18 protein-coding genes are annotated in these 22,986 nt (G+C 63.4%); 8 read left to right on the forward strand and 10 right to left on the reverse strand.

The window, feature by feature from the left end; genetic code table 11:
* Positions 1 to 310: 310 nt before the first annotated feature.
* Genes DIE23_RS23140 through DIE23_RS23160 form a run of 5 tightly spaced genes read left to right on the forward strand, consistent with a single transcriptional unit; the run spans position 311 to position 5,739 of the window.
* On the forward strand, positions 311 to 1,567 hold the full coding sequence (locus tag DIE23_RS23140) for an oligosaccharide flippase family protein (protein WP_124614269.1): 1,257 nt from the start codon (positions 311 to 313) through the stop codon (positions 1,565 to 1,567).
* Positions 1,564 to 2,388, forward strand: a complete 825-nt coding sequence (locus tag DIE23_RS23145; protein ID WP_124614270.1) for a glycosyltransferase — start codon at positions 1,564 to 1,566, stop codon at positions 2,386 to 2,388. The genes DIE23_RS23140 and DIE23_RS23145 overlap by 4 nt, the downstream gene beginning before the upstream one ends.
* A 43-nt stretch (positions 2,389 to 2,431) precedes the next feature.
* Positions 2,432 to 3,568, forward strand: coding sequence for a glycosyltransferase family 4 protein (locus DIE23_RS23150; protein WP_124614271.1), 1,137 nt, complete (start codon positions 2,432 to 2,434; stop codon positions 3,566 to 3,568).
* A gap of 14 nt (positions 3,569 to 3,582) precedes the next feature.
* The gene (gene galE, locus DIE23_RS23155; protein ID WP_124614272.1) at positions 3,583 to 4,605 is read left to right on the forward strand and encodes a UDP-glucose 4-epimerase GalE; all 1,023 of its coding nucleotides are present in this window, start codon (positions 3,583 to 3,585) and stop codon (positions 4,603 to 4,605) included.
* A gap of 27 nt (positions 4,606 to 4,632) precedes the next feature.
* On the forward strand, positions 4,633 to 5,739 hold the full coding sequence (locus tag DIE23_RS23160) for a glycosyltransferase (RefSeq protein WP_124614273.1): 1,107 nt from the start codon (positions 4,633 to 4,635) through the stop codon (positions 5,737 to 5,739).
* A gap of 71 nt (positions 5,740 to 5,810) precedes the next feature.
* On the opposite strand, the gene DIE23_RS23165 is transcribed toward DIE23_RS23160, so the two are convergent.
* From DIE23_RS23165 to DIE23_RS23180, 4 genes are read right to left on the reverse strand one after another with little or no spacing between them, the layout of a single operon-like run.
* A complete protein-coding gene (locus DIE23_RS23165) occupies positions 5,811 to 7,694 on the reverse strand; it encodes a nucleoside-diphosphate sugar epimerase/dehydratase (protein WP_124614274.1) in 1,884 nt (627 codons plus the stop codon).
* A 12-nt stretch (positions 7,695 to 7,706) separates the two neighbouring features.
* Complete coding sequence (locus DIE23_RS23170) at positions 7,707 to 8,723, reverse strand: glycosyltransferase family 4 protein (RefSeq protein WP_124614351.1); 1,017 nt, start codon at positions 8,721 to 8,723, stop codon at positions 7,707 to 7,709.
* A gap of 5 nt (positions 8,724 to 8,728) precedes the next feature.
* Positions 8,729 to 9,694 carry an SDR family oxidoreductase gene (locus DIE23_RS23175; RefSeq protein ID WP_124614275.1) on the reverse strand — a complete coding sequence of 322 codons (966 nt, stop codon included), beginning with the start codon at positions 9,692 to 9,694 and terminating at the stop codon, positions 8,729 to 8,731.
* Positions 9,691 to 10,536: a glycosyltransferase family 2 protein gene (locus DIE23_RS23180; protein WP_124614276.1), complete on the reverse strand. Its 846-nt coding sequence runs from the start codon at positions 10,534 to 10,536 to the stop codon at positions 9,691 to 9,693. Before DIE23_RS23180 ends, DIE23_RS23175 begins: the two co-directional genes overlap by 4 nt.
* A gap of 298 nt (positions 10,537 to 10,834) precedes the next feature.
* Between DIE23_RS23180 and DIE23_RS23185 the strand changes: the two genes are divergently transcribed.
* From DIE23_RS23185 to DIE23_RS23195, 3 genes are all read left to right on the forward strand, one after another.
* Complete coding sequence (locus tag DIE23_RS23185) at positions 10,835 to 11,071, forward strand: hypothetical protein (protein WP_124614277.1); 237 nt, start codon at positions 10,835 to 10,837, stop codon at positions 11,069 to 11,071.
* A gap of 186 nt (positions 11,072 to 11,257) precedes the next feature.
* Positions 11,258 to 13,699, forward strand: coding sequence for a glycosyltransferase (locus DIE23_RS23190; protein ID WP_124614278.1), 2,442 nt, complete (start codon positions 11,258 to 11,260; stop codon positions 13,697 to 13,699).
* Positions 13,696 to 14,670: a glycosyltransferase gene (locus tag DIE23_RS23195; RefSeq protein WP_124614279.1), complete on the forward strand. Its 975-nt coding sequence runs from the start codon at positions 13,696 to 13,698 to the stop codon at positions 14,668 to 14,670. The genes DIE23_RS23190 and DIE23_RS23195 overlap by 4 nt, the downstream gene beginning before the upstream one ends.
* Positions 14,671 to 14,721: 51 nt before the next feature.
* On the opposite strand, the gene DIE23_RS23200 is transcribed toward DIE23_RS23195, so the two are convergent.
* The 6 genes from DIE23_RS23200 to DIE23_RS23225 form a co-directional block, all read right to left on the reverse strand.
* Positions 14,722 to 15,942 (reverse strand): acyltransferase, encoded by a 1,221-nt coding sequence (locus DIE23_RS23200; protein ID WP_124614280.1) that lies wholly within the window; start codon positions 15,940 to 15,942, stop codon positions 14,722 to 14,724.
* Positions 15,943 to 16,038: 96 nt separating this feature from the next.
* Positions 16,039 to 17,316, reverse strand: a complete 1,278-nt coding sequence (locus DIE23_RS23205; RefSeq protein WP_124614281.1) for a sulfotransferase family 2 domain-containing protein — start codon at positions 17,314 to 17,316, stop codon at positions 16,039 to 16,041.
* Between the two features lie 51 nt (positions 17,317 to 17,367).
* Positions 17,368 to 18,057 carry a glycosyltransferase family A protein gene (locus tag DIE23_RS23210; RefSeq protein ID WP_185646521.1) on the reverse strand — a complete coding sequence of 230 codons (690 nt, stop codon included), beginning with the start codon at positions 18,055 to 18,057 and terminating at the stop codon, positions 17,368 to 17,370.
* Positions 18,058 to 18,074: 17 nt separating this feature from the next.
* Positions 18,075 to 20,654, reverse strand: coding sequence for a glycosyltransferase family 4 protein (locus DIE23_RS23215; RefSeq protein WP_185646522.1), 2,580 nt, complete (start codon positions 20,652 to 20,654; stop codon positions 18,075 to 18,077).
* Positions 20,655 to 21,050: 396 nt separating this feature from the next.
* The gene (locus DIE23_RS23220; RefSeq protein ID WP_124614284.1) at positions 21,051 to 21,683 is read right to left on the reverse strand and encodes a hypothetical protein; all 633 of its coding nucleotides are present in this window, start codon (positions 21,681 to 21,683) and stop codon (positions 21,051 to 21,053) included.
* Entirely contained in the window at positions 21,684 to 22,661 is a 978-nt protein-coding gene (locus tag DIE23_RS23225) for an NAD-dependent epimerase/dehydratase family protein (protein WP_124614285.1), read from the reverse strand.
* Positions 22,662 to 22,986: the final 325 nt, after the last annotated feature.

Consider the following 22,986-nt stretch of genomic DNA (forward strand, 5'->3'; position numbering starts at 1 on the left):
TCGGCGTCGAGCGTCTTGCCGACCACACCGCGAATGTCATATGCCTTGAAGATGGATTGGGAGATCATCGATTCTCTCTCGGTTGCGTGCATGGAAAATAATCTGGCCGCCTTTCGCGCATGCCCGGCATCATACATGCCGGCCTTGCGGAACAAGGAACGGGACGGCTGGAGCGGCCCCGATCCAACTTATAATCGCGGGTTTTGATGACGCGTATCCTGTCCATTTTAATGCCTAGCCGTTCCGCCGCCGCCAACCTGCCGCCCCCAGGCGCCCTGCCGGCCGCCTCGCGCGCGTACGGTTGCCCCGCATGCTGAAGCGATTCGGCAACCCGGACGTCGCGAAGGCCGTCGCGAATCTCGTCTGGCTGGGGCTCGAACGGCTCACCCAGATCGGCGTCGCGATCGCGATCAGCGGTCTTCTGGCCCGTTATTTCGGGCCGGACGTGTTCGGCAAATGGCAGTATGCGAATACGCTTCTCCTCGTACTGGCGCCGCTCACCTGGGTGTGCGGCGCCGAAATCCTGGTTCCGACCATCATCCAGCGCCCGCCCGCGCAACTCGGCGCGGTGCTCGGCAGCGCATTTGCGCTGCGCATCGGCGTGTCCGCCGCCGCGCTCGTCGCGACCTGGATCGCGATCGGCGCCGGCGCGTTCGACCCGCTCGTCGGCGCGATGCTCGCGGGTCTCGCGGTCACGATGGTGTTCCGCGAGCCGTTCGTCGGCGTGATCAACGCCTGGCTGCAGAGCCTGACCTACAGCAAGCCGCAACTCGTGACCAGCATGGTCACCGCGCTGGCGAAGGCGCTGCTCGTCTGGCTGCTGGTCCGCGCGGCCGCCGGCCCCGCCCGCTTCGCGTGGCTGTGGGCGCTGGAGGCCGCCGTGATCGGCTTCGCGCTGCTGCTCTACTACCGCCATCGTAACGGCGGCGCGCTCGGCTGGACGTTCGACAAACCGCTGTTCAGGCACTTTGCCACCGCCGGCACCGTGTTCTGGCTCGGCCTGATCTGCATGTACCTGTTCCTGAAGCTCGACCGCCTGATGCTCGAGCGTCACGTGTCGTTCGCCGACCTCGGCCGCTACTCGGCGGCCCAGCAGCTCAACGAGAACTGGATCACGCTCGCGCTGATGCTCGCGCAGACCATCGCGCCCGCGTTCGTGTACCGCGTGCAGGACCTCGCGCGGCTGCGCCGCAACATCGTCCGGCTGATCGCGATGACCGCCGGCCTGATGACGGCCGGCGCGCTGGTACTGGACGCGGCCGCGCCGCTCATCGTCGGCAAGGTGTTCGGCCACGGCTACGAGGCGTCGGTCGACATCTTCCGCTGGGCCGTGTGGCTGTCCGTGCCGGCCGGCATCGAGGCGATAGGCAATCTTATCGTTCTCAAATATCAAGCAAAATTCGTGTTGCTGGCGAAATGGGTGCTCGCGCTTGCGATCGCCGCGCTCGTCAACGTGTTCGCCATCCCCCGGCTCGGCCTGTACGGCGCGCTCGTCGGGCTCGCGGCCGGCTATGTCGCCGCCGCCGCCGTTAATTTTTATTACATTCGTTTCAAGCTGCGCCCATGACGTCTCCCGATTGCCCGCCCCCGCTCGACGACGTGGCCGTGCTGATGCCGGCCTACAACGGACACGACGACGTCGTCCGCACCCTCGCGTCGTTTCGCGAGGACGCGCCGGTGCACGTACTGATCGTCGACGACGGCAGCACGCCGCCGATTGCGGCGCCCGACCTGCCCGGCCTCGCGGTCGAAGTGCTGCGCATGCCGCGCAACGGCGGCATCGAGCGCGCGCTCGAGGCCGGTATCGACGCGCTCGCGGCGCGCGGCTTCCGCTATGCGGCCCGCATCGACGCCGGCGACCTCGCCGCGCCACAGCGCCTCGCGAAGCAGCGCGCGTATCTCGATGCGCACCCGCGCGTGGCCTGCGTCGGCATGTGGACCCAGGTCGTGTCGCGCGCCGGCGAGCCGCGCTTCATGCTGACGCCGCCCGCCGACCCGCGCACTCTGCGCCGCACGCGCTTCCTGCGTTCGCCGCTCGTGCATCCGTCGGTCATGCTGCGCATCGACGCCGTGCGCGAAGTCGGCAACTATCGCGCGAAGTATCGTGCGGCCGAGGATCTCGATCTTTTTTTGCGGTTAATGCAACGCTACGATTGCGCGAACCTGCCCGAGCTCGGCCTCTACTACGAGCTCAACGAGGGCGGGATCAGCGCGACCAAGCGCCGCCGCCAGCTGATATCGACGCTATCGCTGCTGCTGCGGCACTTCAACGTGCTGAACCCGTACGACTGGGCCGGCCTCGCCAAGAACCTGCTGCATTTCGTGACGCCGTACCGTACGCTGCAGCGGATCAAGCAGACGCTGTTCGCGGCGCGGCCGTCCGCGTAGCCCGCACCCGGCAATTTCGACGCTTTATTTTTTCTTTTTTTTCATGTCCGCTACCCCCTCGCTGCGCATCGCGCTCGTCTGCAACACGGCCTGGGCGATCTACACATACCGCCACGGGCTGATCCGTGCGCTCGTCGCGCGCGGCGCCGAGGTCATCGTGATCGCGCCGCACGACCGCACGGTGCCGCTGCTCGAGCAGATGGGCTGCCGCTACGTCGCGCTCGCCGTCGCGTCGAAAGGCACGAGCCCGCGCGAGGATCTCGGCACGCTTGTCGCGCTGGTGCGCCATTACCGCGCGCTCAAGCCCGATCTCGTGTTCCATTACACGATCAAGCCGAACATCTACGGGTCGATCGCCGCGTGGCTCGCACGCGTGCCGTCGATCGCGGTCACCACGGGCCTCGGCTACGTGTTCATCCAGAAAAGCCGCGCGGCGAGCGTCGCGAAGCGCCTGTACCGGTTCGCGTTCCGCTTCCCGCGTGAAGTCTGGTTCCTGAACCGCGACGATCTCGCGACCTTCACCGACGAGCAGTTGCTCGCGCACCCGGACCGCGCACGGCTGCTGCACGGCGAAGGCGTCGATCTCGACCAGTTCGCGCCGGTGCCGCTGCCCGCCGGCCGTGGCCCCGTGTTCATCCTGATCGGCCGGCTGCTGTGGGACAAGGGCGTGCGCGAATACGTCGAGGCCGCACGCGTCGTGCGTGACCGCTACCCGGACGCGCGCTTCCAGTTGCTCGGGCCGCTCGGCGTCGACAATCCGAGCGCGATCGGCCGCGCGGACGTCGATGCGTGGGTCGGCGAAGGCGTCGTCGAATATCTCGGCGAGGCGCACGATGTGCGCCCGCACATCGCGGCGGCCGACTGCGTCGTGCTACCGTCGTACCGCGAGGGCGTGCCGCGCACGCTGATGGAAGCGTCCGCGATGGGCCGCCCGATCGTCGCGACCGACGTGCCGGGTTGCCGCGACGTCGTCGCCGACGGCGAAACCGGCTTCCTGTGCCGCGTGCGCGACAACGCGAGCCTCGCGGAGCAGTTGATCCGCATGATCGAACTCGGGACCGCCGGACGCGACGCGATGGGCGCGCGCGGGCGCCGCAAGGTGACCGCGGAATTCGACGAACAGCAGGTCGTCGAACGCTACCGGCAGACCATTCACACATTGACCGGCATCACACTCTGAAGGAGCGCATCAGCATGACCGCTAAAGGCACCATCCTCGTTACCGGCGGTGCGGGCTATATCGGCTCGCACACGGCCGTCGAGCTGCTCGACAACGGCTACGATGTCGTGATCGTCGACAACCTCGTCAACAGCAAGGCCGAGTCCGTCCGGCGCATCGAGCGGATCACGGGCAAGACGCCCGCGTTCCACCAGGTCGACGTGTGCGACGAAGCCGCGCTCGCGAAGGTGTTCGACGCGCATCCGATCACGGGCACGATCCATTTCGCGGCGCTCAAGGCGGTCGGCGAATCGGTCGCGAAGCCGCTCGAGTACTACCAGAACAACCTCGGCGGGCTGCTCTCGGTGCTCAAAATCATGCGCGAGCGCAACGTCCGGCAGTTCGTGTTCAGCTCGTCGGCGACCGTGTACGGCGTGCCGGAGCGCTCGCCGATCGACGAATCGTTCCCGCTGTCCGCCACCAACCCGTACGGCCAGTCGAAGCTGATCGCCGAGCAGGTCCTGCGCGATCTCGAGGTATCGGACCCGACGTGGCGCATCGCGACGCTGCGCTACTTCAACCCGGTCGGCGCGCATGCGAGCGGGCTCATCGGCGAGGATCCGGCCGGCATCCCGAACAACCTGATGCCGTACGTCGCGCAGGTCGCGGTCGGCAAGCTCGAGAAGCTGCGCGTGTTCGGCTCCGACTACCCGACGCCGGACGGCACCGGCGTGCGTGACTACATCCACGTCGTCGATCTCGCGAAGGGGCACATCGCCGCGCTCGACGCGCTCGCGAAGCGCGATGCGAGCTTCGTCGTGAACCTCGGCACGGGCCAAGGCTACAGCGTGCTCGAGGTCGTGCGCGCGTTCGAGAAGGCGTCGGGCCGCCCGGTGCCGTACGAACTCGTCGCGCGCCGCCCCGGTGACGTCGCCGAGTGCTACGCGAATCCGCAGGCCGCGGCCGACCTCATCGGCTGGCGCGCGACGCTCGGGATCGACGAGATGTGCGCCGACCACTGGAAATGGCAGGAGGGGAACCCCCGCGGTTTTGTATAATCCGCTGTCCATTTTTCGAGCGATCCCATGCTCAGCTTCGCGTCCGGCTTCATCGTCTCCCTGCTCGTCACGTTGTTCATCGTGCGCTATGCGCATCTGCACGAGAAATTCTCGATCGACAGCGATCTGGCCGGTGTGCAGAAATTCCACGTGCGGCCGGTGCCGCGCGTCGGGGGCATCGGGATCCTCGCCGGGGTCGTCATTGCCGCGCTGATCCTGTCCCGGCGCTATCCGACGATCGCCGGCAGCATTCTCGGGATCGTCGCCTGCGGGATGCCGGCGTTCCTGTCAGGCCTCGTCGAGGATCTGACCAAGCGCGTGTCGCCGCGGGCGCGGCTGCTGTGCACGATGGGCGCCGCCGCGCTGGCGTTCTGGCTGCTGAACATCGCGGTTACGCGCATCAGCGTGCCGCCGCTCGACTTCCTGCTCCACTACGTCGCCATTTCGGCATTCATCACGGTGCTCGCGGTCGCGGCGCTGGCCAACGCGATCAACATCATCGACGGCTTCAACGGGCTCGCGTCGATGGTCAGCTTCATGATGTTCGCGTCGCTCGCGTATGTGGCATTCCATGTGGGCGACCCGGTCGTGATGTCCGCGTCGATCATCATGATGGGCGCCGTGCTCGGCTTCTTCCTGTGGAATTTCCCCGCCGGGCTGATCTTCCTCGGCGACGGCGGTGCGTACTTCATCGGCTTCATGCTTGCCGAACTCGCGATCATGCTGGTGATGCGCAATCGCGAAGTGTCGGCGTGGTATCCGGTGCTGCTGTTCATGTATCCGATCTTCGAGACCTGCTTCTCGATCTACCGGAAGAAGTTCATTCGCGGGATGTCGCCGGGGATTCCGGACGGCGTGCATCTTCATATGCTCGTGTACAAGCGGCTGATGCGCTGGGCCGTCGGGACGAAGCATGCGCACGATCTCACGCGGCGGAATTCGCTCACCTCACCTTATCTTTGGCTGCTGTGCCTCGTCGCGGTGATTCCGGCGACGCTGTTCTGGCGGCATACCGTGCATCTGTTCGTTTTTGTCGTGCTGTTCGCGCTGACGTATGTGTGGCTTTATCTCAGCATCGTGCGGTTCAGGGTGCCGCGGTGGATGGTGGTGAGGAAGGAAAAGCGCGGGCATTGAGCCCGACGATACCCGAACGAAAAAAAGCGCCCCGCGGGGCGCTTTTTTCATGCTCCGGCTAACGCCGGCGCTCACTCATTGGATACGGCTCGCGCCCTCGGCACACTCTGCAGCACCGGTGCAACGGTCGTCTGATATTCCGGCACCCAGCGCCGCAAATCGCGCCGCACCTCGTCGTCGGTCAGCACGCGGTGCTGCATCAGCCACGGCAACAGTTCGTCGAGCAGATGATCCGGCACTTCCCGGGCACGGGCGATCCGCAGCTTCGGATGCGGCGTGCGCGTGGTCGTCTCGTCGTCCGCGAGCAGTTCCTCATAGAGCTTCTCGCCAGGCCGCAGCCCCGTGAATTCGATCCGGATCTGCCCTTCCGAGAAACCGTACAGACGAATCAGGTCGCGCGCGAGGTCGACGATCTTGACCGGCTCGCCCATGTCGAGAATGAAGATCTCGCCGCCGTGCCCCATGCTCGACGCCTGCAGCACGAGTTGCGACGCTTCCGGAATCGTCATGAAAAAGCGCGTGATCTCGGGATGCGTCACCGTCACCGGACCACCCTTCGCGATCTGCTGCTGAAACTTCGGAATCACGCTGCCTGCGCTGCCGAGCACATTGCCGAAGCGCACGGTCTCGAACTGCGTACCACCACTCGTCTGCTGCAGCGCCTGACACGCCATCTCGGCAAGACGCTTGCTCGCACCCATCACGTTGGTCGGATTGACCGCCTTGTCGGTCGAGATCAGCACAAAATGGCGCACGTTGTGGCGAATCGCCGAGCGCGCGACGCGGTACGTGCCCAGCACGTTGTTGCGCAGCGCCTGCCACGCGTTGTGCTCCTCCATCAGCGGCACGTGCTTGTACGCGGCCGCGTGGAAGACGATATGCGGCGCATGGCGCGACATCACCTGGTCAAGCAGCAGCGAATCCTTCGCGTCGCCGATGATCGGCAGGATGGGCTGGTCGGGGAAGCGCTCGCGCAATTCCTCGGCGAGGCGGTACATCGCGTACTCGGAGAGATCGAACGCGACCAGTTGCGCCGGCTTGAAGCGGAGAATCTGCCTGCACAGCTCGGAACCGATCGAGCCACCCGCGCCCGTCACCATCACGACACGCCCGCGCAGCAGCGCTTCGACGTGCGGCGTATCGATCGTCACGGCATCGCGGCCGAGCAGGTCCTCGAGGTCGATGTTCCGCACCTGCGACAGGAACCCTTGGCCCGGCATCAGTGCGGTCAGCGACGGCAGCACCATCGCCTTGATGCCGGCGCGCACGCACAGCGTCGCGACGCGGCGCTGTGTTTCGACGGATGCCGATGGAATCGCGATGATCGCGTATTCGACCTTCATCGCGTCGGTCCAGTGCTTCAGGTCGTTGAACGAGCCGAGCACCTTGTAGCCGTAAACTTCGCGCCCCTGTTTCGTGACGTCATCGTCGAGCAGACCGACCAGTCGCCACTCCCCCGAACGCGACAGTTCGCGCGCGAGGCTCGCGCCGGCCGTTCCAGCGCCGAGCACCAGCACGGGCTTGCCCTGGCCGACGAGCCCGCCGTAAAGGTAGAACTCCTTCGTCGCGCGATACAGCGCGCGGGCGCCTCCCATCGCGAGGAACAGCATCAGCGGCGACACGAGCAGCACCGAGCGCGGGATGATCGGCGACGGCTGAAGCATCACGGCGCCGATCATCACGATCACGCCGCCGCCGATCACCGCCTTCGAGATCCGCATCAGGTCGGGAAGACTCGCGAATACCCACAGGCCACGATAAAGACCGAATGCGCGAAACATCAGCCCGTAGACGGGCAGCGCCCAGACAAGCGCCTTCAGCGCACCGCTGAGGAAGTCCGATGGGACGCTACCGTTGAAGCGAACGAGGTAAGCAAACAACCACGAGGCGGCGACCGCCGTCAGGTCGAACAGGAAAGCACTCAGTGACAACCACGATGCTTTGGAGCGCAACATCGGCGGGAAACCTCAAGAGTTATTTTCGGCGGCCGACTGAAACCGGCGCCAGCGCATGTCGATCACCAGTCCGATACATGCCAGGACGCCGTACCACGCGACGAACGACAGCCACTGCTGCAGTTCCGGCCGGCCCTTTGCCCACACGGCGACGATTATGCCGGCGAGCATGATGAGGTACCAATAAAGAGCGGTCCGGCGGTGACCTACCCCCGCTCGGACCATCCTTTGATAATAATGCTCCCGGTGCGCCTGCCAGAACTTTTCGCCACGTAATAGTCGTCTCAAAAGTGTTACAGATGCATCGGTAATAAAGGGCGCGAATACCAGTGCCGGGAACCAGATCGGCCAGACGCCGGCCCGCCAGCCCCAATAGCCGAGCGCACCGGCCAGGAATCCCAGCGGAATCGAACCTGCATCGCCGAGAAACAGCCGGGCCGGATGGAAATTGAGCAGCAGGAAGCCGAACGCGGCGCCAGCGACAGCCGAACCGGCCACGGCCAGATCCGGCGACGGCGTCGCGCCGGTCAGCGCCGCGATCGCGTACGCGCCGAAACCGAACAGCGCCATGCCGCCCGCGAGGCCGTCGGCGCCGTCCATGAAGTTGTACAGGTTCGTCAGCCAGACCATCACGAAACCGACGCCTGCCAGCAGCCACCACGGCGCGTCTGCTGGAAACACGACGATCAGCGCGACGACCGCCGCGAGGTGTGCCGAGAACCGCACGCGTGCCGGCAGCCCGCGCCGGTCGTCGATCTGGGACATCGCGGCGAGCCCGGCTGCGCCGATAGCGATCAGCCACAAGTGCGGCGCCAGCACGAGCAGCGCGACGACGCATACCGGCACGATGCCCCATCCGCCGACACGCGGCGTCGGCAGCGTATGGAGCGAACGGTCGTTCGGAATGTCGGTAGCGAGGCGCCACGCAAGGCCGGTCGCGAGCAGCACGCGCAGGATGGCCGTCGACGCGATGGCACCGGCCAGCGCCACCGCGGCCGCACCGGGCCACGTGGATAACGGGAAAGGCATGTTGGCTATTGTTGTGTATTGCGCGAACGATACCACGCGGCGGTCGCTTCGAGGCCTTCGCGTGTCGTATATGGCGGATGCCAATCGAGCACGCGCGTGATCCGACCCGTATCGAGCTGGAGGCTGCCGGTCAGGCGGTCGATCGCCGCGCGGCGGCCGGTCAGTGCACCGAGCACCCGCAGCACGGCGGACGGGACGGCAATCAGGCGCGCCGGCTTGCCAAGCGCGTCGCCGACCAGGCGCAACAGGCCCGTGACCGACGGCGCGTCGTCGTCGGCGACGTGGAAGCATTCTCCGGCCGCGCGCGGATCGATCGCGCATTGCAGCAGTGCGTCGGCAAGGTTGTCGACGTAGACGATGCTGCGGCGTGCCGGGATGGAACCGAGCGGCAGCGGCATCCCGCGCGCAACCGCGTCCATCATTCGCAGGAAGTTGGCACGGACGGTCGGACCGTAGACCAGCGGCGGCCGAACGACCACGACGTCGAGCCCGTTCGACGCACCATACTGCGCAAGCTGCTGCTCCGCGCGCAGCTTCGAGCGGCCGTACGCATCCTGCGGATCGGGGGGCGCGGCTTCCGACAACGGCACCCCGCCATCGCTCTCGCCAACCGCCTTGATGCTGCTTGCATAGACGATGCGGCGCACGCCGTGATGGCGCGCGGCCTTGGCTAGACGCAGTGTGCCGGCGACGTTGGTCGCGTCGAACGCGGCGTCGGGATCGGGCGACTCGTCGCGCATCACGTGCACGCGGGCCGCGAGATGGATCACGCAGTCGGCTACCAGGTCGGTTGGCCATCCCTCGTCGAGGCCGTCAAAATCGGCGGCGTCGTGCACCCATTCACGCACGCCGTCGACGGATCCGCCCGGGCGCCTCACCAGGGCAGTCACGGTATGCCCAGCGTCCAGCGCGCGGCGGCAGACCGCGCGGCCGACGAAGCCGTTTGCGCCAGTGACGACGAGATGGCTCACCACAGCCTCCAGCCGAAACGGTTATAGAACTTGAAGGCCGACGCGGCGAACATCCGGATATGCGCGAAGCCCTTGCGGGACGCGCCGCCGCCGTGATGAATCACGCGGACCGACGGGACGTAGGCGACGCGGGCGACGTCGTGCGTGCGCAGGCTGAGGTCGTAGTCTTCGAAGTACAGGAAGTAGCGCGGGTCGAAGCCTCCCAGTTTCTTCAGCACTTCGGTGCGGAACAGCATGAAGCATCCGCTGACGATGGGGGGATCCCAGACGATGTCGCGGTCGTTGATCACGTCGCGCATTTCGTAGCGGGCGAGACGATTCCTGAAGGGTTGCCGAAACCGTGCTGGCAGGAAGCCACGCACGAGCAGGTCGAAGATCGACGGGTAGCGGCGACAGAGATATTGCGATCCGCCGGATTCGTCGCCGATGCGGGGGGCGAGCGCGCCTGCATCGGGATGCGAATCCAAGAACGTACGCGCCGCCACCAGCGCCTCGGCATCCAGATCGATATCAGGATTCAGGATCAGATGGAGCGAACGTATCGACTGCTTGATTGCGAGATTGTGCCCTCGTCCATAGCCGACGTTGCCGTGTCCCGCCAGAATCTGGCACCTGATGCCTTGCGTGCCGAGCCGGTCCATCATGATGCTGACGTCGCCAAGTCCGCCGTTGTCCACCAGAAACAGATCGATTGGGTATCCGGGCGAGGCCGCGCGCAGGCATGCGCAGGCGACGCCCAGACTGGCGAGCGTCTGCTCGAGCTGGGTGGCATCGGGACGGTATACAACGATGGAGACCGACAAGCCGTCGGTATCGCGGGACGGCGCGCTTATGACATTCATCCGTGGGTCGACTACGCGCTTGCATGACGAAGCGCCGGTTGGACAGGCCTGCAGAGCGTTGCAAAACGTAAAGTCTCGCGCGTATCCACTGGATCGGGCAAGCATGCTTTCCGTTTGTTACGCGGTGCCAGCGCCGCCATTTTAGCGCTCGTATGGGCATCGGTATCAAAGAAAAATAGCCGACCCCGATTACTTCGTGCGGGCAATCAAACATCCGTCGTCTCCGACTGGAACGGTCGGAGACGGTTCTGCAACGCACGACAGTCGGCAAAGTACTCGTGTTCCGACATTCTTCGGCATGTCCACGCGCCTGTCGAAACCCGGCGCCCGCGCAAGTGCGGCCCGCTGGCTGGCGGTCCTGTCGCTGGAATGCGTGGCAATCACGCTGTTGACCATCGCGGCCGCTTATTACCAGTTCGGCAGGCCGTGCTTCGAGCGACACGACACGCTCTGCCAATGCCTGATCTACATCGCGATCAACTCGGGTGCAAGCGTGATCGGTCTCGCCCTTCGCAGAACACGCCGGACAGCATAAGTCCCCCCTCTCAAAAAAATAGGGCCCGATATAAATCCGACCCGGCGTTTCCGCGCACGACCGCATTCGCATCACGTTCTGCCCGGCAAACCACGCACGGCATTACCTCGTCCCCCCCGGCCTGCGACACGCGCATCCCGGTCTGTTACGATAGACGTCTTCCGCGCACCACCGCCCTATCCGAGCATGAGCCAGGAAAAGTTCAGAGTCCTCCTGCTTGACACCAAGTACCGCAATCCGAATCACTACATCTGCCTCGCCATCTACAACGCACTCAAGCGGCATCCGGATGTGGAATGTGCAGTGAAGGCCGACCCGCTGGACGCGTTGTCCGCAGCGATCTCGCAGCGCTGCAACCTGTTCATCGCTTTCGACGGCGAGGAGATGAACGCGCCGCTGTGCGCGAAGCTCGCGCAAATCTGCGGCCGGTCGGTGCTGTGGGTGACCGAAGATCCTTACGAACTCGACGTGAACCTGCGGCATGCGCCGCTGTTCGACGTGGTGTTCACGAACGATTCATCGAGCGTGGCAGCCTACGGCGACCGCGGCCATCATCTTCAGCTCGGCGGCGCGCTCGAATTTCATTCGCTGCCAGTGCTGAATGCCGCGCAGCCGCTGCGCTATGCGCTGTTCTTCGCGGGAACCGCATGGCCCAATCGCAGCGCATTCCTGCGCGCGATTCTGCCGAAGCTGCCTGACGACTGGAAGTGCAAGCTCGCGCTGCCAACCAATCCGTTCCTGCCGCCGCACGAGGTTGACCTTCCACCCAGCATGCTGTCGTGGCGGACCTCACCCGCGGATTTCGCCCGCTTCGTGAACCGCAGCGCGATCACACTGATGCTGCCACGCGTATTCTCTGCGTCGAGCAACAAGGCGTATGCGGAAACGCCGCCGCCGCGCCTCTACGAGGCGGCGCTTGCCGGCGGCGCCCAAATGATCCATGAGTCACTCACCGAGGTCGATCAATCGTTCGTGCCCGATCGGGACGTCGTCCTCTTTTCATCCGAGACGGATTTTCTCGAAAAGGCGCGACGCCTGATCAACGATCGAGACTATCGCAACTCGATCGCGGAATCAGCCCGTCGCACCGCGCTGGAGCGACATACTTACGATCGTCGAGTCGCGACGATCCTTGCTCGCGCGGCAGACATCCGCGCGAAAGAAAGTCCGGCGGCGCGGGACAATACCCGCACGCTACTCTTCGTTGTCCATAACACACTAGGGCACGGACACTTCGGCGGCGTCGAAGTCTATCTCGATCGAGTGCGCAGCGCGCTGCCCGCGCGTTGGAAGATTCTCTTCTACGTCGCCGACACGGGCGGCCAACGACGCTCGACGCGGCTGCTTTCCGCCAGCTACGAGGAACTGAAGCGTTTTCAGTTCTCGCAGCCCTATGCGCCGGACCTACTGGTATGCGACGAGCGAGAGCGCGCGTTCCGCGAAGTGCTGCTGACCGAGCGCGTCGACCTCGTTCACTTTCACCATTTCATCGGTCACGTACCGTCTCTTGCACACGTCGCCAAGCTAGCCGGCGTTCCGTCCGCCTTCACCGCACACGATCATTTCGGCGTGTGCCATGAATTCAACCTGCTGTCGTTCAAGCAACAATTCTGCGGTGCGCCGGACATCTCGCTGTCGCAGTGCGACAACTGCTTGCTACAGAAGCACGGCATCGCGCCGGGCTCGCAGGCGCGGCGCCGCAATTTCTGGGACGATGTGCTGCGGCACATCGATCTGCTGGCATTCAACACGGCAGGCGGCCGGGCAATCTATGGCGGTATCTTCCCGGGCGTCCGGCTTCATCCCAACGTTCGCGTGCTGCCCGTTCCGATCCCGGACGGCGCGCCGCCGGCGCGCTCGCGCGGTCGGCTGCCGCTGCGCGTCGCATTCCTCGGCAACGTGACCCGCCAGAAAGGCGGCGATGTATTCACGCGCATCGTGCCGTTGCTTGCGAACTCGCCCGTCGAATTCCACGTGTTTGGGCGCATCGACCCCGAATACGAGAAGGCGCTGCGCCCCGCTGTCAATTTAAAGGTGCACGGCACCTATGCGCCGACGTCCCTGCCGGACGCGCTGCGCGATTGCGATATCTCACTGCACATCTCAATCTGGCCCGAAACGTACTGCCTGACGCTTTCTGAAGCATGGCAGCTCGGGCTCGTGCCGATCGTGACTGCTATCGGCGCGCTCGGCGAGCGGGTCACGCACATGGTCGACGGGTTGAAGGTGCCGCCCGACAACGAGGGTGCGCTGATCGATGCAATCAGGATGCTTGTTGATGCGCCGGATCTGATCGAAACGCTCGGCAAGAACATCACCGGCATGCTGTACGCGCAGATGTCGGAGCATGCGCGCGATCTTGACGCCATTTATTCGGATCTGCTGACGCGCATCCCTGCTCGCGCAGATGGCGAAGCTGCGCCCGACGCGAAGCCGGTGCCGGTATGCGAAACCGGCGTCGTAATCCAGTCGGCGAGTTGGCACGCAGGCGCCGAGGCGGCTGCCACCGGCACGCGCTCGATGCGGCAACTGATGATGAAGGCCCGCAAACTGCGGCATCTGTACAGCGCATACGGCCTGCGACCGACGTTACGCATTCTGGCCAATCGACTCAAGGCTTCACGATGAATCTCGGATTGAAGATTCTGATTGCAGGCGCATCGCCCGACGCGATCAACAACAACGCGGTGCTGCGCGGTTACGTTGCCAAGGGTTTCCGCGAAGTAGCCGGTGTCGCCAGCGCGCATACCTGCTCGCTCGAGGGCGCGACGCAGACACTGCGCATGCTGAAACCGGACGTAGTCGTTGTGTTTGGCTCGTGCATGCCAGCGATGAGCCACTACCTCGACCTTAAGCAGGCCGCGCTCGACCTCGACTGCTGCGTCGCATTCTGGCTACACGACGATCCGTACGAGTTCGATCACTCGTGCAAGATCACGCCGCTTGCAGACATCATCTTTTCGAACGACCGCTGGAGCGCCGCTCATTATGCGCATCCGAACGTCCACCATCTTCCGCTAGCGGCCGACGCCGACGCACACTTTCGTCCTTTCGAGCCCACCAAGCGTCGCGACGTGTTCTTCTGCGGCGTCGGATTTCCCAACCGGGTACAACTGCTGCGCGATTGCGCGCCGGCTTTGAATGACCTCGCGGTCGAGGTGCTGGGCGCGGACTGGCCTGCGGACATTCCGTTCGCCAGCAACACGCGGGTACCGAACGCGCAATTGCCGGACATGCACGCGAGCTCGCTCGCGACGCTGAATATGGGCCGCCGCCACGATCTCGCCAATGAGCGGTTCAAGCTCGACGCATCGACGCCAGGGCCGCGGACGTTCGAGGCGGCCGCGGCCGGCACCGTGCAATGCCTGTTCGTCGAAGGGCTCGAGATCGACGACTACTACAGCGAGGCCCGCGGTGAAATCCTGCTGTTCGATTCCCCGATCGAACTGCGGCGCCATATCGACATGCTGAAGGACGATCCCGAACGCGCCAGGGCGATTGCAACTGCTGCACAGCAGCGGACGATGCGGGAGCATACATACCGAAATCGGGCGGAGACGGTCCTTCAGCAATTGGCACATACGTTGTCGATCGGATGAAAGACGGCGCCGGCGCATGCGCCGCGGCGTCACGCGGGTCTCGCCCTGGATTCAGCCCGGCTGCCCAACCCCTGCCGGTGTGCGCAGACGCTCGTCCCCGTGCTGCGGCATCGCGACCGCGACATTGCCACTGCGCGTATCAGAATGTCCGAGCTTGACATCGCGCAGCTTGATGTACGGCTGCTCGACGAACAGGTACGTGAGATTCGCGAACAGGTAATAGAGAACGGCAAGCCCGACATACATCCAGACAGTGCTGGCGAGGTCATCAGCCTTCCACCCGAACCGGTCCATCAGGCCCAGCATAGTCGTCAACATGGCGATGTGGCCGAGGTAGAGCGAATACGATACCTTGCTAGTGTGCGTTACGAACGCGTCGAGCACCGCAATGCCCGTCGACTTCCATTGCAACGCAGCCGGCATTAGGCACGCGACACTGAGCGAGAGCAGCGGGAAATAAACGACGCGCGCAACCGGATGGTCGGAAATCATGATCGAGTTGACCGACAGCAAGCCGCCCAGTACAAGGAACGCCGCCAACGCGACCGGCCAGCAGCGCGCGACTCGTGCAAACGCACGCGGGTGATTCAACCGCACATAGGCGCACAATACGCCGATGAACAGCGAATCGAGCCTGCATACGACGATGGAGCGGACATTCGCGTCGAAGCCCGACCAGTCAGCGACATGCCGCCCGAACACGACCCGGCACGCGAGCGGCACGCCCACGAACAAGATCGCGGTTCCCGCCAGCGCGCGGCGGTCGGACTTGAACAGCAGACGCAGCGTGACGAACACGACGGGCAACAGTAGATAGAACCACTCCTCCACAGCGAGGCTCCACGAATGCGTGAAGAAAGGCAACGTCGGCCATGCGAAGTTCTGCAGAAACAGGAAGAACGGCCAAATCTGCCTGACATCTGCAACGCCGTGGTAGTCGAATCGCATATAGACGATCAGGAAGAAGACGTAAAGCGGGAGTGTCCTCGCCCACCGGCGCTTCCAGAAATCGACGATATCGGCGACTGTATGCAGGCGCCCGGACGCCGCCGATCGCAGCAGGATATGGCCGATCAGGAATCCGCTCAGCACGTAGAAGATTTCGACGCCCGTGATCGCCTGCGGCCCGATGTAGCGCAGCAGCCAGCCCGGCGGCGTTCCGTGCGCGAGGGAATGTCCTGCCAGCACGGAGAGCACTGCAATCGCCCGCAGCACGTCCAGCCCAAACACGCGCGCCGTCTGGTTGTCCGGCTTACGATCATTCGTCGACATGGTGAGTTGTGTTCCTGATGTTATTGCATAGCGGCGACAAGCCGCTGTCGGGCATCGCGCCGCAACGTCGCCGCACCGCCCCTTGCGGTAGGCGCTTCATTCGTTGTCTCCGCGAAGCTTCGTGTCGGAATCCCCGACCTTCGATTCCAGGCGCGCCCGCTCGGTTGCGTGCCATTCGACCGCCTTCGCCTGTTCGGCGGCGAAGCCGCGAAGATCCGCGATTTCTGCCTCCAAAATGCCGGCGTGTTTCTCCCATGCCGCACTTTGAGTCTCGTGCCACTCGATCGCCTTCGCTTGCTCGGCGGCGAATCCGCGAAGGTCCGCGAATTCGGCTCCCAGGATGCCGCAGCGCTTTTCCCACGCCGCGCATTGCGTCTCTTGCCAGCGATTGCCCTCCTCCAGTTGCGCGTACGCGGCCTTCAGCTCGCGAACCTGCCCCTCCAGACTGGCAACCTGCTCGCGCAATTGCTGCTCAACCGTCGCATCGTTGTCCGCTGCGCGGGAAGCCATCATTTGCGCAATCCGCTCATGGCGGCCACGGATCAGTTTGACGGCACGCAGCGCAATATCGAGTTCGGCATCCGTCATGCTGCCCCGTGCGTCTGGCAGCGCCGTCGAATATCCGAAATGGTCGAAATCGGCCGCGTAAAGCTGCCGCGTCAGCGCTTCGGCGCGCTTCGTGAAGAACTGTGGCGAATAGTGAAGCAGGCTTTCGTTCGCACGCGAGCCACCGAACGGGTTGGTGGCATCGCTCCTGAGATGGGCCTGCAAGCCTGCCAGCAGCGGCTCCTTACATTCGATCTGCGCGACGCATGTGTAAGGGACGAGATCTGGCCGCAACAGATCCGCCTGCGGTGTCCAGTGCGGATCGCCGAAAACGGGAGGGGAGCTGCTCGCCAAGTGCTCGAGAAAACCTTCGAAGCCGAGCGCAATGTCGCCCGGGGTCTCCATCGGCATGCCGAAAAATGCGCAGTCGCGATACTGCTTCGATTGCTGGGGTTCGTGTACCAGCAATTTCGATTGCCATGCGGAGAAAATCCGTTGATACGGATTCCTCACCATGGCAAACCGGAAGACCTCGTCGTCGCCGATGCATCGCGCAAGCACGTCCGGATCGACACAGGTAGCCTCCGGTGCAAAGCGGTAAAGAACGTCATGAATGACCAGCTCCGGATCGCTTTCCGCGCTTTCCATACCATCGAATCTGTCCCGCGGAATGTCCAGCAGCGTCGCGAACCACCATTTGAGCGACGTGCATGCCACCTTCGGTGTCGGCACGTACAGCAGCTTGTGCCGAGGGGAGTAAAGGGCATTCCAGCGCATGTATGAGAGTTCGGCGTTCTCAAGCGCGATGCGCATCTGTCTGATATCCAATTGGTTTCCTCCGCCGTCGGATGACAGCACGGACACAGCCTGTCAGTGCCGTCACCGCGAGAAACGCACGAGATCCGTCGGCCACGGCACGACGTCGCTGCTGTTTGCGCGTGCGCTTTGTGATCCGTGCCGCCGACGCTTCATATGGACGGTGTCCGGCACGGGTTTGTGCGGGTACCCTTTCGAAAGCGTCAGGCAGTTCCAGTGCCAGTCTTCATGGCCATAACCCGATGCCAGCTCGTTCTTGTGGAACGGGTATTCAGCAAAGACGTCCCGGGGTGCGAACGACAGCGCATCCCAGTAATTGCCGATTTGCAGATAGTCCCGATCGAAATCCGGATCTTCCGAATCGACATGCAACCAGAAAAGTCGCTCACGGCCGAAAACGATGTTCAGTTGCGAATGGCCGATGACGGGCCGCCCGGCCTCGGTGCAGAAGCGATGCGCGGCAACGATCCAGTTGAAGCTCCAGAGATCGTCCGCATCGAGGAACGTGACATATTTCCCCGACGCAAGCATGGCGCCGTGGTTGCGTGCCAGCCCCGGATCGCCGAAATCGGTCGAAACGACCTTCGCGCCCCAGCGGTCCACATCGGCGAACATGGTTCGGGTGAGCGCATCCGGACGATCGAGAATGATGATCGGCTCGACTGAAATGCCATGATCGTTCGCATGGTCGATCGCTTCGCGAAAGCTCGTGATCGAAGGACCGCTCAGCAAACCTTCGCGATGGCCCGTCATGATTGCGGAAACTTGCATCAGGCACTCACCTCTTTATTCAAAACTTCCGAAATCTGCTCGACGTACGCAGGCATGCTGTGCCTGCCGCGTGCCCGCTCGCGCAGCCGCTGTGCACGCGCGACACGCTCCCTCGGCGCGGCCAGCGCGGCGCGAATCACCTTGACATAGGCGTCGACGCTACGCACGTCCTCGACCGGCCAGCCGGTGTCGTCGTCGATCATCTCGGGTACGCCGCCCACCGAACTGGCCACGATGCTCACGCCGCGATGCGCGAGTTCGATCAGGATGGTCGGCATGCCTTCCCATTCGGACGTGAAGAGCCACAAATCGGCGTCCCCCAGCGGCAACTCGTCATACGACGAAAAGCCGTCGTTCAAGATCAGGTTGCCGGGCGAGCGGCTGTGATCCGGCGGCGCGTCGAGCAACGCCGTGCCCCAGCACAGAAAATCTGCGTCAGGTATCCGGTGCGCGATCTCCTGAACAAGATCGAACCGCTTCTGTCGATCGAGACGACCTGCCCACAGGATCTTCCAGCGGCGACGCTTGTTCGCGCCCGCGAGACTTTCCTCGGTTTTGGTCGGACCATCGGGAAGCTGTCCGCGCGACGGCGAGAACAGTGGAACGATGCGCTCCGCAATCGGCGGAGGCAAGTTGTAGATCTTCGTCAGCTCGTTCTTCAAGTAAATCGTATCCGTGAACACCGCGCGCAGGCTATTCGCGGTCTCGGGGAAGAATTCGCTCGGGTAGCCGACACGATACCCGCTTGCCGTCTGATCCCAGCAGAACAGGTACGAATACAAATTGATGCTTTCGGATAGCCGCACGCCGAATCGCGCCATCGTATCCCAGCACAGCCGGCTGTTGACGTTGATCACGCGTGACGGCGCCAGTCCCATGAAAACGCCATAGATCAGGGCCTGCGCGTCGATCGACGGCAGGCTTCGGAACACGCGTGATGCGTCGACCACGTCCACACCCGCCGGCACCCATTCCGGTCGATCGAAATTCGGCTGGTCGGTGCGAATCAGCAGCACGGACTCGTCCGGGCGCGCGAGCCGTACCGCCTCGCAGATCTGGCACGCGACCAGGTCGGCACCGCCCGTACGGATCCACGGCACGCAAACGATCGTATCGTAATGGTCGCGCTCGAGGAGCGCACGCAGCGCCTTTCGCGCGAGATTTCGGGCGTCGTGAAACGGCGGCACCAGTACTTCGCCTATGTCGAGCACGTCGCCGAGAGCGGGCTCGATCTGCGACGCGCGCCGCATCGTCTCCGCGAAAGCCGCCGAATCAACAATGTCTCCGATGATCTGCGAATAGTACGGCACGCCTCGATACAGGTACCCGAACGGGCTACCGCTGCCACATGTCGATAGGAAATACTTCCAGTTATTGAGCCGCGACTCTTGATCCGTCATCGACACGGACAACTGCATCACGACCGGGCGCGGCCGTCGCGATACGCGACGCCCTTCGAACACCCCCCAGCGGATAAAATGCTCGAATGCCCAAATGTGCGCGGCGGCGATGTCCGGATACGTCTCGTTATAGTATTTCTCATCGAAATACCGTGTAGGAACGATCCGCCTGTCGAACCCTTCCCGGAGGAAATGCTGCAGCCCGGTCTCGCCGCGGTCCCGCAGCGTGAGACCGCGGTTGCGTGCGACGAGTTTGTAATGCTCGGTGCTGAACAAAGGCCCCGGGTCGATCTCGGTGTTCCATGCCGCCGTCAGAAACGCAATCAATCGCTCGACCGCGTCGTCGCTTTCCGCCGGAACACCCGGTTGTTCACCACCCGGCGAAAACAACGCGACCAGAATTGCAAACTTGTTGCGCCCGTACCGATCCCACCACGGCTGCGCGGCTGCGACAAGCCGCACGTATTGGCTCCACGTGTCGTCCGGCACGTCGGTCCGGCTGCCGTACAGCGGCTGCAACTCCGGTAGCGGCCAATGCCCGGCCGCGAGACCGCGGGATACGAAGATCGCGTACGGCGAACGCCCCATATCTTCTGGAGTCCGCACGATAAAATTTTCGTACCAGGCCGGATCGAAGAATGCGTTCGGCGCGCGGCCTTCCGCTTGGCCATTCCGGATGTAATGCAGCAACGGATTGATTCCCGTATGCGCGATGTCGGAATTGTGCCGGAGATACCACGACGCATCGAAGAATGCGCTCGGGCGACCGCCCTCGCGCCAACCACACTCGACATAGTGACGCAAGGGATCCATACCCTTTTCCGCCACGTCAGGACGATCGCGCAGGTAGGCCTCGCGATCGAACAGCCCCGATGCCTCGATCTCGCTGCATGCGTCGGCAAGCGAAGACTCGTCAATTGCCGCTTGCGGCGCTGATACAAGCCCCGATGGGGTGGAGATCGCGTAGCCCTTGGAACGGCCGATACGCAAGTAATGAACGAGCGGCCCGGCACTTGAGACACTCGCATCCGGATATTTACGCACGTACCATGCGCCGTCGAACTGTGGATTCGGATTACGTCCTTCCGCCCAGCCGTGTTCGAGATAATGCGCCAGCGGATCGACGCCGCTTGTCGCGACATCCGCGTTAGCGGCCACATACCAGTTCCGATCGAACATACCGGACTGTTCCACCAGCGCGTAATCAGTATGATCGGACGCGTTCTGCGTGCATGCCGTGCCTGGCATAAATCGACCTGCCAGTCGTTTGATTCTGGACAATCTCATCCCGGACTTCCCGTTGCTGCTCATCGTTCTTGCCAATCAGTTCGACGAACACCGCTTCACGCGCGATGCCGCCAACACATTCGACTCTCTATATATGCACTGTCCATGCGGCACTCGCCTGCCAAAGAACGCATGAACGGCATGGCGAAATGCCCGGCTCTCGCAGATGCAAAGGCCAGACAGAAAAGGCACGCCCCGTACTTCGCGCCCCCGCTGCCCGTTTTGGGTGAACGTCACCCGGTTTCGGGCCGCCGCCCGGACTTCTTGCTCGCCTCCGGATCAGCCGATTCAGTATCCCGCCAGCGTCATCGGCGACGCATGCGGAAACTCCCGGAAAAGCGCATCCCAACTGCTCACATGACCGTCCGTCGCATCTGACCACGGCGCAAACCGCTTGACCGTGCGGCAAACAAGGCGCGGGGACTCAAAGGTCCGCGCTTGTGCCGCATGTTCGGCGCTCAGCAGCGCAACGAGTGTGAACTCCTTCGCTCCATGCTTCCCGTCGAGCAACGCTTCGATGCGCGGCAATCGGTCCAGCACGTCGCCGCCATTGCAGGTATAGAAAAAGGCGATCCGGCTGCCGGCGCGCAAAGTCGTCCGGAATTTCTCGACCAGATGATCCAGCCGCGAACGGTTGGATCGGAATTCGTCACTGGCGCCGTCATTGACGCTGTCGAGTCGCTCTCCCAACCAGTGGAAATGGTAGTCGTAGAGCACGTCGCGAACGAGCGTGCCATTGCCCTCGAACCGCAGGTTCTCCGGAAGGCCAATGTCGGCGAAATCACACTCCAGAAGTTTCTCAAGCGCATCGGGCGGCGTCACGTTCCAGTTGAAGAAACTCGATCTATCTCTTCCCAGGGCGCGCCTAAACTGGAAGCCGGCCTCGCAATTGATGCCGAGTGATATGTAATGGTCGTACATTCAAGCGGTTCCATTGAATGCGCGCGCCGTCGACAAACTCAATCCGGCGGGCAAATGCAGCTGCCGCTTGGAAGCGAACCATTCGACCGTCTTTTGCAGACCGCTCGCGAGGTCCACTTCAGGTACCCAACCGAGTTCGTTGCGCGCGCGCGAAATGTCGAGCACGCTCACCGGCACATCGAAGCTGCGCCCGTGGCTATACTTGCGTTCGATCGTGCGGCCGAGAATCAGCTCGATCGCCACGATCAGATCGTTGAGCGACGTGCCGACCCCCGATCCGATGTTGAACAAGGTCTCGGCCCCGCGGTAACCAAGTGCGAGACGGAACGCACGCGCGACATCGGACACATACAGGTAATCACGCACCACCGTGCCATCACCCCAAATATCGATCAGTTCGCCGGACAGCGCGCGGTTGATGAATTCGCCGACGGCACCCTGCGCAACCCCCAGACGCTGCCCCCAGCCGTACGGGTTGGCCACCCGCAGCACGACCGTTTCCAGCCCGTACTGACGCCGGTAAAGCGCAAGATATTTTTCAATCGTCAGCTTCGCGATGCCATATGACACGAGCGGATCGGTTGGATGATCTTCGCGAATCGGCATGTGCTCGGGCATGCCGTAAACCGTTCCGCCGGACGACGCAAACACGATCCGCTTCACGCCGTGCTTCACCATCTGGTTGAGCAGATGCAGCGTGCCGCATACGTTCGACTGAATGTCGAGGATTGGGTCGTCGTTGGAGCTCTTCGGGAGAGTGGTCGAGACGAAATGGAACACCGCATCCACACCAGCAACGGCTCGTGCGATATCGCCCTGGTCTAGAAAATTGCCCGACATCCACTCGACGGACGATGGGGCGGTGCGGGGCTGTACGTCCGGCCGCTCGAATATCCGGACGGAATACCCGGCAGCGAGCAGCTCGTCGGCAACGGCGGCGCCAATGAAGCCGCCGCCCCCCAATAGCAAACAGTGCATGTTCTTATCGCTCGATACGTGAAAATCATTGATCGATCTAGCTGGCGCGTTGCTTCGCTAGCCCCGCCGAAACCGCCGCATCAAGCACAGACCATACCAGTCTTGCCTTTGCAACGACATCGCCCGGCATTGCTGCCGAAGAGAGGGTTAGCCCGATACGCGGCGCGTTTTGCTTGGTCATCACTAAGCAGTGGAGCATCCATTCTAATCGATGGTGCGCTGGAGCCCATATGCCGCAGAGTCTTTCATCGGCCCGATAATACGGGAGAAGGCGCAGAAATCTTCACATAGGAGTCCAATCCACTCCGGACCGGGGCCTACTTTA

Origin of the sequence: Burkholderia sp. Bp9143 (genome assembly GCF_003853645.1) — a bacterium.
Lineage (GTDB): Bacteria > Pseudomonadota > Gammaproteobacteria > Burkholderiales > Burkholderiaceae > Burkholderia.